Origin of the sequence: Streptomyces sp. ISL-66 (assembly GCF_018614135.1) — a bacterium.
GTDB lineage: Bacteria > Actinomycetota > Actinomycetes > Streptomycetales > Streptomycetaceae > Streptomyces.
This window is the reverse complement of sequence record NZ_JAGGOW010000067.1, coordinates 37,481-50,239: the sequence shown is the minus strand read 5'-3', so window position 1 is coordinate 50,239 and position 12,759 is coordinate 37,481. Positions and strand designations below refer to the sequence as shown.

At 70.9% G+C, this 12,759-nt stretch carries 13 protein-coding genes and 3 pseudogenes; 8 read left to right on the top strand and 8 right to left on the bottom strand.

All coding sequences use genetic code 11. The features are described from left to right. Positions 1-190: 190 nt before the first annotated feature. Positions 191-547 (top strand): ATP-binding protein, encoded by a 357-nt coding sequence (locus J7E97_RS14150; protein ID WP_251054475.1) that lies wholly within the window; start codon positions 191-193, stop codon positions 545-547. A gap of 339 nt (positions 548-886) precedes the next feature. Here J7E97_RS14150 and J7E97_RS14145 read toward each other — a convergent pair whose 3' ends face one another. Further along, positions 887-1,252 (bottom strand): STAS domain-containing protein, encoded by a 366-nt coding sequence (locus J7E97_RS14145; protein ID WP_215026741.1) that lies wholly within the window; start codon positions 1,250-1,252, stop codon positions 887-889. Between the two features lie 235 nt (positions 1,253-1,487). Between J7E97_RS14145 and J7E97_RS14140 the strand changes: the two genes are divergently transcribed. After that, positions 1,488-1,880: an ATP-binding protein gene (locus tag J7E97_RS14140; RefSeq protein ID WP_215026738.1), complete on the top strand. Its 393-nt coding sequence runs from the start codon at positions 1,488-1,490 to the stop codon at positions 1,878-1,880. Here J7E97_RS14140 and J7E97_RS14135 read toward each other — a convergent pair. Continuing rightward, positions 1,870-2,391: a cation:proton antiporter gene (locus J7E97_RS14135; RefSeq protein ID WP_215026734.1), complete on the bottom strand. Its 522-nt coding sequence runs from the start codon at positions 2,389-2,391 to the stop codon at positions 1,870-1,872. The two genes, J7E97_RS14140 and J7E97_RS14135, sit on opposite strands and share 11 nt — an antisense overlap. Next, on the bottom strand, positions 2,352-2,486 hold the full coding sequence (locus J7E97_RS36620) for a hypothetical protein (RefSeq protein WP_285428175.1): 135 nt from the start codon (positions 2,484-2,486) through the stop codon (positions 2,352-2,354). Before J7E97_RS36620 ends, J7E97_RS14135 begins: the two co-directional genes overlap by 40 nt. Before the next feature lie 392 nt (positions 2,487-2,878). On the opposite strand from J7E97_RS36620, the gene J7E97_RS14130 reads away from it, so the two are divergent. The 3 genes and pseudogenes from J7E97_RS14130 to J7E97_RS14120 all read left to right on the top strand — a co-directional run bounded on the left by J7E97_RS14130 (position 2,879) and on the right by J7E97_RS14120 (position 4,068). Next, a complete protein-coding gene (locus J7E97_RS14130) occupies positions 2,879-3,247 on the top strand; it encodes a PRC-barrel domain-containing protein (RefSeq protein ID WP_215026732.1) in 369 nt (122 codons plus the stop codon). Between the two features lie 149 nt (positions 3,248-3,396). Beyond that, a pseudogene (locus J7E97_RS35795) lies at positions 3,397-3,552 on the top strand (DUF3618 domain-containing protein); the annotation flags it as partial. A 249-nt stretch (positions 3,553-3,801) separates the two neighbouring features. Further along, a complete protein-coding gene (locus J7E97_RS14120) occupies positions 3,802-4,068 on the top strand; it encodes a DUF4235 domain-containing protein (protein WP_215026784.1) in 267 nt (88 codons plus the stop codon). An 88-nt stretch (positions 4,069-4,156) separates the two neighbouring features. On the opposite strand, the gene J7E97_RS14115 is transcribed toward J7E97_RS14120, so the two are convergent. Then, complete coding sequence (locus tag J7E97_RS14115) at positions 4,157-4,600, bottom strand: ATP-binding protein (protein WP_308346497.1); 444 nt, start codon at positions 4,598-4,600, stop codon at positions 4,157-4,159. Positions 4,601-4,958: 358 nt separating this feature from the next. Then, positions 4,959-5,888: a SigB/SigF/SigG family RNA polymerase sigma factor gene (locus tag J7E97_RS14110; protein WP_215026729.1), complete on the bottom strand. Its 930-nt coding sequence runs from the start codon at positions 5,886-5,888 to the stop codon at positions 4,959-4,961. A 210-nt stretch (positions 5,889-6,098) separates the two neighbouring features. Between J7E97_RS14110 and J7E97_RS14105 the strand changes: the two genes are divergently transcribed. From J7E97_RS14105 to J7E97_RS14095, 3 genes and pseudogenes are all read left to right on the top strand, one after another. Further along, positions 6,099-6,443 carry an STAS domain-containing protein gene (locus J7E97_RS14105; RefSeq protein ID WP_215026728.1) on the top strand — a complete coding sequence of 115 codons (345 nt, stop codon included), beginning with the start codon at positions 6,099-6,101 and terminating at the stop codon, positions 6,441-6,443. Between the two features lie 292 nt (positions 6,444-6,735). Next, positions 6,736-6,939 (top strand): annotated as a pseudogene (locus J7E97_RS14100) (sugar kinase); the annotation flags it as partial. 321 nt (positions 6,940-7,260) lie between these two features. Further along, a pseudogene (locus J7E97_RS14095) lies at positions 7,261-8,482 on the top strand (AMP-binding protein). A 42-nt stretch (positions 8,483-8,524) separates the two neighbouring features. Here the strand turns inward: J7E97_RS14095 and J7E97_RS14090 are convergent. From J7E97_RS14090 to J7E97_RS14080, 3 genes are all read right to left on the bottom strand, one after another. After that, positions 8,525-9,349 carry a YhjD/YihY/BrkB family envelope integrity protein gene (locus J7E97_RS14090; protein ID WP_308346496.1) on the bottom strand — a complete coding sequence of 275 codons (825 nt, stop codon included), beginning with the start codon at positions 9,347-9,349 and terminating at the stop codon, positions 8,525-8,527. 107 nt (positions 9,350-9,456) lie between these two features. Beyond that, the gene (gene paaK / locus J7E97_RS14085) at positions 9,457-10,806 is read right to left on the bottom strand and encodes a phenylacetate--CoA ligase PaaK (RefSeq protein WP_251054471.1); all 1,350 of its coding nucleotides are present in this window, start codon (positions 10,804-10,806) and stop codon (positions 9,457-9,459) included. A gap of 213 nt (positions 10,807-11,019) precedes the next feature. Continuing rightward, positions 11,020-12,657: an acyl-CoA synthetase gene (locus J7E97_RS14080; RefSeq protein ID WP_215026726.1), complete on the bottom strand. Its 1,638-nt coding sequence runs from the start codon at positions 12,655-12,657 to the stop codon at positions 11,020-11,022. Positions 12,658-12,759: the final 102 nt, after the last annotated feature.

Genomic DNA, 12,759 nt, shown 5'->3' with positions numbered 1-12,759 from the left:
CCTGTCCCCGGGAGCTCACGCGACTAAAGGTCCGGCAGTGCGACGGGCCGCGGGCTCGTCGCGGTTGGCGCAATGGGTCAACGGCAGCGGGCATCACCTGATCGGTGAGGCACACCGCGTAGGGGAGAGGGGAGTCGCGATGGAACTCCCGCGGGTCACGGAGCACGACACCCGCCCGAAGCAGGTGTGCATGAACTTCGACGGCGCTTCGGGCTGCATCGCCGCAGCGCGAGATGCCGCCGCCGCGTTTCTGGACGATCAGGCCCCGGCCGCCCATCCCACCTTTCACGACGACGTCCTGCTGGTCGTCTCCGAACTGGTGACGAACGCCGTTCGCCATGCCCCCGGGCCCCTGATCTTCGGCCTGGCCCTGCTTCGGGACCGGATCGAGATCACCGTGCGGGACACGGACCACGCAATTCCTGCCGCCCGCACCCCGGACCTGTACGGCGGTCGCGGATGGCCCATCGTCCAGCGCCTTGCCTGCGATGTGCAGGTCATCCGCCACGACGACGGCAAAACCGTCCGTGCGGAACTCGCGTGGTAGCCGCGCACCATCCTGCGCAGCGGCTCGGGGCCGTAACCCGGGTGGCAGGCGGTGGCCGTCCGACGGCGGGGTTCAACCGTGATCAGCAGGGTAGGTGGCGGCCATCTGACGGATCGGTTGCCTGCCCGGCACGGGCGTTCTCGACGACTCCGTACCCGCCTGCCAGTGAACCTCGCAGACGAGGGGGAGGGGCCTGCCGGTGAGAGCTGCGGAGTCCGCTGCTCACACCTGTGACTGCCGGCTTTTGTTGGTGGGCCGCGCGCCCCAGTAGCCGAATCGTGCAGTGGCCCAGTCCGCCCCCGGGGGCGGACTGGGCCACTGCGGCGCGGACGCCCGGTATTACGCTGCCGCGGCGACCGGCGCCGAGGCAGCCGAGAGCGCGGCGGCGGCCAGGCGGCGGGTGGGACGGACGGTCAGACCCTCGGCCATCGTCTGCGCCTCCAGCGCCCGGCGCGTTTCGGCGGTCGCCGCGACGACGGCCAGCGGCGCGCCCGCGGAGCGGCACATGCGCCGGGTCCGTACGACGGTGCTCACCGCGGCGTTGCTCAGCGGCGCGTCCGAGAGTTCCAGCATGACGGGTGCGGAGCGGTGGGCGGCGAGGTATCCGTCGATCGCCCAGGCGGCCGCGGCCCGGCCGGCGATGTCCAGGTCGGCTCGCAACCGAATGATCAGCACACCGTTCTCGGTCACGTTGAAGGGCAGCACGGACACTCCTTGTCTTCGCGATCACATCGGCTGAGCAGTGCGCGGATGCCCGCGTCTCGGGCCGGTATGCGCGTTCCTTCACGGTCCGGATCACCGGCTGGGGTGGAGCACGGGCGGATGAACACCCCGTTCCCGGGGCGCCGCTCCGACGAGGGGCGGCAGACCCGGCTCCGTGCGCGGTCTGCGCCGGGCGCCCTCGGCGGGTTGAGTGAACGAGAAGGGGAAGAAGCGAGTCATGAGGGAAGAGGAGGTGCCGGATACGCCACGCCGCACGGCCGGTCTGAAGTGCGAGGACGCCCGGTTGATCGCCCGCGACGTCCTGGCGGTGAGCGGCCTGGGGGAGCGCCTGGTGAACGACGTCCTGCTGGTCGTCTCCGAGCTCGTCTCCAACGCCGACCGCCACGCCGGCGGCGCCAGCGACTTCCGCGTCCGGCCTCTCGCGGACTGTGTGGTGGTCGAAGTGTCGGACAGGTCCCCGGCGTCGCCCCGCACGCCGGGAACACCCCTTGACGTACCGGGAGGGTTCGGCTGGCTGCTGGTCAATCGGATCGCCGACCGTACGGAGATCCGACCCCATGGCGGCGGCAAGACGATCACGGCGTTCATCCCGCTCCCCGCTACCCCCTGAACCACCGTCGGCTGTCCTGCCCGAGGACGAGGAACCCTGCGAAGGCCGTGCAGCCGGAATCCGGGACATCACGCGGGGACCTGTTCATCGACGCCTTGTCCTTCCGGGCCGGTCCGTCCGGGGCGTAGCGGTCGAGCCGAGCAGTGACGGGTGTGGCCGCGACACCGTGCAGGAGTACCGACAGCAGGACGGCGAAGGTCACCGTCGCCCACAACTCACAAGCGGGGGCGGCGAATTCCGCCTCGCCCAGGGCGTACGCGAGGTAGAAGAACGAACCGACGCCCCGGATGCCGAAGAACGCGATGGCTGCTCGCTCTTTGCCGGCGGCCTTGCCGCCGATCTGGACGGCCCAGGCGACGGCCGGGCGGATCAGCAGGAAGAGCACGAGCCCGAGAACCCCTCCGCGCCAGGACAGTGCGGCGAGGCCGCCGTCGGCGATGAAGCCGCCGACGAGGAAGAGGGTGACGGCGGTCAGGAGCCTTTCGACCTTGCCCAGCCCAGCAGTCGCCACGTCGTCGACCAGGTGCGCAGGCCCGACGGGCGGTTGATGGCAAGACCCGCGCCCATCAGCGCGACCACGAAGCAGACCTCCGAGAGGTGTTCCACGACGCCGCGGTGCCGGACGGGGTCGAGCGTCGGGAGCGCGTCAAGCGGCAGCGGGAACACCAGGAACCGCTCACCATTCCCTTGTGAAACCGTGTCGGGACCCGCCTTACCTACCCGATCGTGCAACGGGCAGCCCGAGCACACCCCTGCGGCTTCGGCGGCTGGACCCGTTCCTCAACCCCCCGAACGCTGGCCTCGGTACCGACCGGTGCCACGCACCCGCGACCGCCGCGCCGAAAATTCTTTTTTGGTGACGCAGGCATGGGGTGCCGGGACAGGGGCACGCGGAAGACCGAGCGGAACGCGACGCTGTCCGCTGCACGACATCGGAAATGGAGGGGCGGCAGGGGGATCCCTTGTCGTCCTCCGCTTACCGGAGGAGTTGTTTTCGCGTGACTGAGCATGTGTGGAGTTACAAGTCCACCTCGGGCCATCTGGCCGGGACCGATCTGACCGGTTTCAAGGTCGAGGCGGTCGACGGTGACATCGGCAAGGTGGACAAGCACTCCGACGAGGTCGGTGACGCCTACCTGGTCGTGGACACCGGCGTCTGGATCTTCGGCAAGGAGGTCCTGCTGCCGGCGAGCACGGTCCTGCGGGTCGACCCGCAGGACAGGAAGGTCTACGTGGACCGGACCAAGGAGCAGATCAAGAGCGCTCCCGAGTTCCACCGGGACAAGCACCTCGGCGACGCGGGTTACCACGAGGAGCTGGGCACGTACTACGGCACCGGCGCCCCCTTCGGAGGCCGCCCCGCCTGACCTTCTGCGTGAGGGGGTCCGGACTCCGCGAGTCCGGACCCCCTCAGGCGTTTCCCCTGCCAGGGCCGACGGCCTCCTGTGCGGCGCCAACCAGCCTGATCGGTACGCCAGAAGCAACAGCTCGCACAGATCAAGGAGAGGGCACACCGATGACGAACCAGCCCCACACGAACGGCTCCACCTCCTCGTCCGAGGAACTGCGGCACCGGACCGAGCGCACGCGCGATGAGCTCGGCCGGACCGTCGAAGCACTTGCGGCCAAGGCCGACGTCAAGGTACGGGCCGAGGAGAAGGCCGCCGACGTCAGGGCGCACGCCATGGACGTGGCGGCCGGCGCCCGGGCTCAGGCCCAGGACCTCATGGAACAAGCCAGGGAGAAGGCGTCCGGGATGACGGAACAGGCCGCGCATTTCATGAAAGGCAGGACACCGGAGCCGGTACTCGGCGAGGCGGACCGGTTGGCCACCAGGGTGCGGGCCAACCGCACTCCGCTGATCGCCATCGGATCGGTCTTGATCGTCATCCTTCTGGTGCGCCGCGGCCGGGGGTCGCAAGTGAAGGCGTCCACGGCGGCGTACAGGCCGGTCGGGCTGGCACTGGGGGCGGCAAGCGGCCTGCTCGCCGGGATGGCGTTCAAACAGGCCTGGAAGGTGATCGAAGGAGAAGGTGACGCCCCGAACGCCACCGATGAGGACCGCTCCTGGAAGGAGATCCTCATAGCCGCCGCCCTCCAGGGCGCGATCTTCGCCGTCGTCAGGGCGGCCGTCGAACGGTCAGGGGCCCTCGCGACGCAGCGGGTCACGGGCACCTGGCCGGGGTAGGCGACGTGCCGCTCGCCGTCCGGGGCCCCTCTCGACGGGCCCCGGACGGCGTGCCGAGGCGGCGGAAGCGCGACCCGAAGCGCCGGGGTCATCGACCGGTGGGCCTGCCGGACTTCAGCCGGGACGCGTCGATCTCCGCCCAGACGGCCTTGCCGTGTTCGTGCGCGCGCGAGCCCCAGCAGTCGGACAGGCGGTCCACGATGTGGAGGCCGTGGCCGCCCGGGATGCCGCGCTGCGGGGCGGGGTGACGGCTGGGCAGGGTGGTGGTGCCGTCGTAGACCTCGATGAGCAGGGTTTCTCCGGCCGTGAGTACGAGCTCGTGACAGCCGCCCGCGTGCAGGGAGGCGTTGGTCAGCAGCTCGGACGCGAGGAGAAGGGTGTCCTCGGTGGTCGCGGTCCCGTCCCACCCCCAGTCGCGCAGGGCCCCGCGCGTGAAGTCGCGGCCTTTGGCCACGGCGCCGCGGACGCCCGTCAGGGCGAGCCTGCGGCGCTGTCCCGCGGGGGGCAGGCCCGCGCTCGACGGATCACCCACTTCAGGTCCGATGGTCTCCACCGAGGTCTTTCACCCCCACGTCGGTACTGGTCTGTGCTTCCTGGCCCGGCCCACGACAGTCTAGGCGACCCCCGTTCTCACGGCGTTGCCGTGGTGAGCCGCGGGGCGAAGCCCGTGCCCATGGCACGGGCCCGGGTCAGACCTCCGTGGGAGCAGGGGGAGGCGGGGTGCGTCGCCCACCGGTGAGGGCCGGTTCGGGCAAGGGGAGGTCGCATTCGGAGGAGACCCCGGGCCGAACGAGCGGCCCGCTGCCGCCCAGCCGCGCTCCGGCCAGGTCCCGCGGCGGCTGGGCGGTCAGCGGTGTCGCGCCCCGGCCCAGGCGCCCCAGGTCACTTCCCTACTCCGCGAGCATGCCGGCGCGCAGCCGGGCCAGCGTGCGGGACAGTATGCGCGACACCTGCATCTGGGAGATGCCCAGCTCGGCGCCGATCTCGGCCTGGGTCTGCTCCTGGCCGAAGCGCATCCGCAGGATGAGCCGGTCGCGCTCCGCCAACTGCCCCAGCAGGGGCGCGAGGGTGTGGAAATCCTCGAAGAGCTCCATGCCGGAGTCGACCTCGCCGAGGCGTTCCGCGAGCGGCCGCGAAGTCCCGCTCGCCGAGGAGGCCGCGTCGCCGTCCGAGACGACGGTGTCGAGCGAACCGCTCGTGTAACCGTTCGCGGCAACCAGCCCGTCGATGACCTCGTCCTCGGACAGCTCCAGGTGGTGGGCGAGCTCCTTCACCGTCGGCGCCCTGCCCAGGACGTCGCTCAGGGCCTCCTGGGCCTTGGCGAGTTCCATACGCAGCTCCTGAAGCCGGCGCGGTACGTGCACGGCCCACGTGGTGTCACGGAAGAAGCGCTTGATCTCACCGATGATGTAGGGGAGCGCGAGCGTGGAGAATTCGACGTCCCGCTGGAGGTCGTAGCGGTCGATGGCCTTGATCAGGCCGATGGTCCCCACCTGGATGATGTCGTCCATGTCGAGACCGCCGCCGAGCACGCGGGCCCGGAAGCGCCGTGCCGCGAACTGCACGAGCGAGAGGTTCATCTCGATCAGGGTGTTGCGCGTGTACTGGTACTCGCGCGTGCCCTCCTCCAGGATGCGCAGCCTCGCGAAGAAGTGCCGCGACAGTTCACGGGCGTCGGCCGGGGCCACCTCGCGGGCGTTCTCGACCTCGACGCGGTCCGTGTCCTGCGGTGGCGCTCCCACCAGGCCCCGGTCATCACAAGCAGGAGCTTGCACGTCTGTAGCACGAATGGGTCCCATGACGGTGGCCGAGCGAGACATGTGGCCACTCCCCTCCCAATTGACTGACGGCTGCTCGGGCGCGTGTGCCCCGGTTCATCGGTCCTACACCCTTCGCACGGTACCTCTTCGTTTCCCGGACCACGTGGTGCGTACCGGGGGCCGTACGCACCGTGCGGCGGCATCGTCGATCGAGCGACCAGGCATACTCCCTTGACGACGACGTTACAGGTGGCGAGCCGGGAGGCGGGCATGACCGGAGCAGGGGACGCATTCCAGACAGGTGTGGTCCGGGACGGCTACCCGGCGGGCACCGGGTGGGTGGTGGCGGCCCGCGGAGAGCTGGACCAGGACACGCTGGCTCCGCTGGCGGAGGCGCTTGCCTCCGCCGCGAACCGGTGCCCGCTGGTGGTTCTGGACGCCGGTGCCATCACCTTCGGGGACTCCTCCTTCCTGAACCTCCTCCTTCGGTTCCACCACCTAACGGCCCTGCGCATCGCCGCCCCCAGCGAGCAGTTGCGCCGGCTCTTCGCCGTAACCGGGGCCGATACGGTCCTTTCCGTCCATGCGAGCGTGGAGGACGCCCTCGGGGTCTGAACGGCGCCCACCGGTCAGCCGGCGTACGGGCCGTTGGAGGCGGAAGCCGAGCTGCGCGGGCGCCGCCGCGCCGCTCTTCGTCCTCGCTCCGGCGAACGTCGAACGGAACCGTGCGCAAGTTCTTCCGCGCTGGCAGGAGTGCTGCTACTTTCCGTCGAAACCGGGACGAACGGCGCAAGTTGGCCGCGCGGGACCGGTTGCAGAGGAGGGGCACGTGCGCCGCATGACGGCCCGGCCCGGCAACGCACATCAGGCACGACCGCTTCGTCTGCTTCGATGTCGCGGTGCCAAGGCCGAGTTGGAGATCCTGGGGCACCTCAACCATTCCATGGACGTGCGCGAAGGTCCCGTCGCGGTCTTCGAGCAGGTCCTGTCGATGACCGCCAAGCTCAAGGCGTCCGGCCTGGCCGACGGACTGGACGGCGCGGGCATCGGCGTACCGGGCCCGGTCCCCTTTCCCGAGGGCGTCCCGGTGGCCCCTCCCATCATGCCCGGATGTGTCGCGGCGGTGGCCTGGGGCATCGCGGCCGCCGCGGCCAGCAGCGTGGCGCCGGGGAGCGCGACGCGGCGGAGCAGCGGGCGGGTGTGGCGGTGTGCATGAAGAAGGCGCAACGTGCCTCCCAAAGGGCCTGCGCGCGAGCGGAGTTGACCGTGCGGGCTGTGGTGCGGGCGGTACTTGTGTGCCGTGTGCCTCCCCACTCACGCAGGCGGTTGACGTCATGTCAACATCCCGTTTGGTATCCCTCGGAACCGCCGCCGCGCATCCCGGACGTTGCGGTCATTGACCCCGCGCCCGCGGGGAGACGAGGATCCCGGTATGACGCCAGTGCGGAAGAACACGGTCGACGGACTGGTCCACGACAGCGCGCTGCGCGTCCCGGACCGGACGGCGGTCCGCTACCGCGAGCGGACCTGGACCTACGCGGAGCTCGACGCGGCCGTCTCCACCGGCGCGCACGTGCTGCGCGAGCGGTACGGACTGGCGCAGGGGGACCGGGTCGCGACCTTCGCGCACAACTCCGACGCCTACCTCGTCGCGTTCCTCGCCTGCGCGCGCGCCGGGCTCACGCACGTCCCCGTCAACCAGAACCTGACCGGGGAGGACCTCTCGTACATCCTGGAGAACTGCGCGAGTTCGCTGGTCCTCGCGGACCCGGACCTGACCGGCCGGATCCCCGCCGGGTTCACGGTGCGGCCGCTGCGCGACGCCCCCGGCTCCTTCCTCGCGGAACTCGCCGAACCGGCGCCGTACGCCGCCGGCGCCGGTGCCGATGTCGGCGCCTATGCCGGTGTCCGCGCCGGCACCGGTGACCCGTCCCGGCTGGTGCAGCTGCTGTACACCTCTGGGACGACTGCCCTACCCAAGGGCGCGATGATGACCCACGAGGCGCTGTGCCACGAGTACGAGAGCGCGATCGCGGCCCTCGCCCTGGGGGAGGAGGACCTGCCGGTCCACTCCCTGCCCCTGTACCACTCGGCACAGATGCACGTGTTCCTGCTTCCGTACCTGGCGGTCGGCGCGCGGAACACGATCGTGGACTCGCCGGTCGCGGCGGAGATCTTCGACCTGGTGGAGGCGGGGGAGGCGGACAGCCTGTTCGCGCCGCCGACGGTGTGGATCGGGCTGGCGAACCACCCCGACTTCGCGGTCCGTGACCTGTCCGCGCTGCGCAAGGCGTACTACGGGGCGTCGGTCATGCCGGTGCCCGTCCTGGAACGGCTGCGCGGTGAAGGACGTCATCAACTCGGGTGGCGTCCTGGTCGCCTCCCGGCAGGTCGAGGACGTCCTGTACGCCCATCCGGGCGTGGCGGAGGCGGCGGTGGTCGGCCTGCCGGACGAGCGGTGGATCGAGGCGGTCACGGCGGTGGTGGTCCCGCGCGACGGCGTGACGGAGGCGGAACTGCTCGCGTACGCCCGCGAGCGACTGGCCCACTTCAAGGCCCCGAAGCGCGTGGTCTTCGTGGACTCCCTTCCCCGCAACGCGAGCGGGAAGATCCTCAAGCGCACCCTCCGCGACCACCTCTCCAACCCCGCCTGACCGCTCCCTTCCCTCCGGGTGCGGACCGGTCGGTGTGCCCGGTCACTCCTCCGGGAGGAGGCCGGTGGTGCGCAGGCGGCGGAGGGTGAGGTGTTCGTGGACCAGGCGGCCCACCAGCGCGCCGCCGTAGACCACGAAGCCGACGCCGACCAGCCACGACTGGACGACCAGGAGGGTGCCGAAGGGGCCGTACGTCACGGCGTTGGAGGCGATCAGCGGGGAGAAGACCAGCTGCGAGAAGATCCGCAGGCCGAGGAGGCCGAGGCTGGTGGCCACCGCGCCCGGGAGCAGCGCGCGCCAGCGGACCCGGCCCCCGAGCAGGAGCCGCTGGGAGCTCCAGAAGAACAGGCAGGTGCCGATGACGTCGCCCGTGGTGCCCAGGATCGTGCCGGGCGCGTCCTCGGAGGGGGTGGGGATGAGGACCAGCAACGCGAGGTAGCAGACGAGCAGGCCGAGCCAGACGACGTGCCGCCACATGGTGTGCCAACGGGCCGTCGGGAGGTCCCAGACCTTCTCGTAGCCCGTCTGCACGGCGGAGCCGAAGGTCAGGCCGAAGACCGCCAGCGCGGCCAGACCGAAGGCGGTGGTCCGCTCCAGCGCGAGGTCCGCGGCGCCGAACAGCATCTCGACCCGCTCCCGGGAGTACGTCGTCACCCCGAGGGCCTGGCCCAGCCAGCGTCCGAAGCCGGAGCCGCTGCCGGGCGCGGCGGCCGCGACGACGACCAGCAGCGGCACCAGGGTCAGGAAGCCGAGGGCCGCGAAGCCCATCGCCCGGTGCATCAGCTCCACCTCCCGGCCACGGCTCCAGGCCAGACCGGCCGGGGAGGCCCGCAGTCGGTCGGGGAGCTTCCGGAAGATCGAGGTCACGCCTTTCCCCTACCCGGACGGACCCGCCCGCTCCCGGCAGGCCCCCCGAAGTGGGCCCGAAGGGGTGGTTTCGGCGACGGGTCCGGCGGCGCGTCCGGGTACGCGGCTCAGGCCTCCCGGAGGTCCACCAGCCGCTTCATCTTTCCGACCGACCGCTCCAGGGTCTGCGGATCCACCACCTCCACCGCCACCGAGACGCCGATGCCCTCCTTGACGGCCCGGACCACGGCCGCCGCCGCGGCCTCCCGCTGACCGGCATCGCTCTCCCGGCGCGCCTCCACCCGTACGGTCAGGGCGTCCAGGCGGCCCTCCCGGGTCAGGCGGAGCTGGAAGTGGGGGGCCAGGGCGGGGGTGCGCAGGAGCACCTCCTCGATCTGGGTGGGGTAGAGGTTCACCCCGCGCAGGATGATCATGTCGTCGCTGCGGCCGGTGACCTTCTCCATCCGGCGGAAGGCCGGGCGGGCGGTGCCGGGCAGCAGCCGGGTCAGATCCCGGGTGCGGTAGCGGATGACGGGCATCGCCTCCTTGGTGAGCGAGGTGAACACCAGCTCCCCGGACTCGCCCTCGGGCAGCACGGCGCCCGTCAGCGGGTCGACGACCTCCGGGTAGAAGTGGTCCTCCCAGACGTGCAGGCCGTCCTTGGTCTCGGCGAACTCCTGCGCGACGCCGGGGCCCATCACCTCGGACAGGCCGTAGATGTCCACCGCGTCGATGTCCAGCCGCTCCTCGATCTCGCGGCGCATCTCCTGCGTCCACGGCTCGGCGCCGAACATCCCCGTGCGGAGCGAGGTGGAGCGGGGGTCGATGCCCTGGCGCTCCATCTCGTCCAGCAAGGTGAGCATGTAGGACGGGGTGACCATGATGATCTCCGGCCGGAAGTCCTGGATCAGGCGGACCTGGCGGTCCGTCATCCCGCCCGAGGCGGGCACGACCGTACAGCCCAGGCGTTCCGCGCCGTAGTGGGCGCCCAGGCCTCCGGTGAACAGGCCGTACCCGTAGGCGATGTGGACCATCTGGCCCGGTCTGCCGCCCGCCGCGCGGATCGAGCGGGCGACCACGTCCGCCCACGTGGACAGATCGCCCTCGGTGTACCCGACGACGGTCGGCCGGCCGGTGGTGCCGCTGGACGCGTGGATGCGCCGCACCTCGGGACGGGGGACGGCGAGCATGCCGAAGGGGTACTGGTCGCGCAGGTCGCTCTTGGTGGTGAAGGGGAAGAGGGCGAGATCGGCGAGGGAGCGGCAGTCGTCGGGATGCAGGCCGGCCTTGTCGAAGGACTGCCGGTAGAAGGGCACCCGCTCGTACGCCCGGTGCAGGGTCGCGCGCAGCCGGGTCAGCTGGAGGGCGGCCAGCTCGTCCCGGCTCAGCCGCTCGCCCTCGTCCGCCTCGTCCGCCCCGCGCCCGGCGGCATCGCCGCCGTGGCCCCACGCATCGCGCCCCTTCGGGAACGTGCTCATGCCGCCCACCCCTCTTCGAGTCAACCGACCGATCATTCGGTAGATTGCCGGAGTGCGGCGCCCAAATCAATTACTCGAACGGGTGATCGCCTGCCGGGGTTGCTGCCATGTCGATCTCCACCCCCGAGGCGTCCGCGGCCTTCGCCGCCTCCGGAGCCTTCCACCCGCCCGCCACCCGTCCGGGTCCCGGCCCTCGCGCGCACCCGCGGGCGGTCAGCGCGTCGCGTCCGCGTCCGCCTCCGTCGCCACCGACTTCGCCCACCGGTAATCCGCCTTGCCGCTCGGGGAGCGCTGGACGGCAGAGGTGATGACGAGCTGCCGCGGGATCTTGTAGCCCGCGAGCTTGGTGCGGCAGTGGGCCTGGATCTCCTCCAGCGTCGGCTCGGGGGCGCCGTCCCGGATCTGGACCACCGCGGCGACGTGGCTGCCCCACGTCGGGTCCGCGACCCCGGCCACCAGGGCGTCGTACACGTCCGGATGGGACTTCAGCGCCTGCTCGACCTCCTCCGGATACACCTTCTCGCCGCCCGTGTTGATGCACTGCGAACCGCGGCCGAGGACGGTGACGATGCCCTGCTCGTCCACGGTCGCCATGTCACCCAGCAGCACCCACCGCTCCGATCCCTTCTGGAAGAAGGTTTCGGCGGTTTTGACGGGGTCGTTGTAGTAACCCAGCGGGACGTACCCGCGCTGCGCGAGCCGCCCCGGTTCGCCGATCGGCACCGGCTCGTGGGAAACCGGGTCGACCACTTGCGTACGCTCGTTGACCTCCAGCCGGAAGCCCCTCTCGGGGCTGGAGTCGTTCGTGGCGCGCCCGTTGGAGCCGGATTCGGACGAGCCGAAGTTGTTCAGGAGCAGCACGTTCGGCACGAGCTTCTGGAACTCGGCGCGCACGGTCTCCGACATGATCGCGCCGGACGAGGAGACGCTGAACAGGGACGACAGGTCCGTTCCCTTCAGCGGGCCGTTCAGGGCGTCGATGAGCGGCCGCAGCATGGCGTCGCCCACCAGCGACACGCTGGTGACCCTCTCCTTCTCTATCGTGCGCAGCACCTCCTCGGGGGCGTACTTGCGGTGGATGACCACCCGCTGCCCGTAGTTGAAGGCGATGAAGGAGGTCAGCGTGGACGTGCCGTGCATCAGCGGGGGAGCCGGGAAGAAGGTGAGCCCGGGGCCGCGCGCCGCGACCCGCTCCGCCAGCTCCTCGGGCCGCTTCACCGGCTCGCCGGACGGTTCGCCGCCGAAGAGCCCGGCGAAGAAGAGGTCCTCGGCGCGCCACATGACGCCCTTGGGCATGCCGGTCGTACCGCCCGTGTAAATGATGAACAGATCGTCGGGCGAGCGGGGCGGGAAGCCGCGCCCGGGCGATCCGGCCGCCTCCGCGTCGGCGTACGCGATCGGCGCGACCGAGGGCTCCGGGGCGTCCTCGGGAGCCGGCCCGACCCGGATCAGATGGCGCAGCTTCGTCGTCTGCGGCAGCGCCGCCGCGACCCGCTCGGTGAACTCGCCCTCGAAGGCGAGGGCGGCGAGGTCGGCGTCGTTGTAGAGGTAGACCAGTTCCTCCTCCACGTACCGGTAGTTCACGTTCACCGGTACCAGGCGGGCCTTGAGGCAGGCCAGCACCGTCTGCAAGTACTCGATCCCGTTGTAGAGGTGCAGGCCCAGGTGCTCGCCGGCCTTCAGCCCGCTGTCCAGCAGGTGGTGCGCGATGCGGTTCGACGCCGCGTCCAGCTCCGCGTACGTGAGGCGGCGCTCGGCGCCGGTCCCGGGGTGGTCCACGTACACGAGGGCCTCGCGGTCCGGGACCACGTCCACGACCGACTCGAACAGGTCGGCAATGTTGTACTCCACCGGTCCTCCTGACCCAGAAAATCCCATGGCTGGTCTGCTCGGCGGTCATTAGAGCGTCGCCAGCCCCAAGTGGGAAGGGGACCGCCCAAGAAATCTGACTGA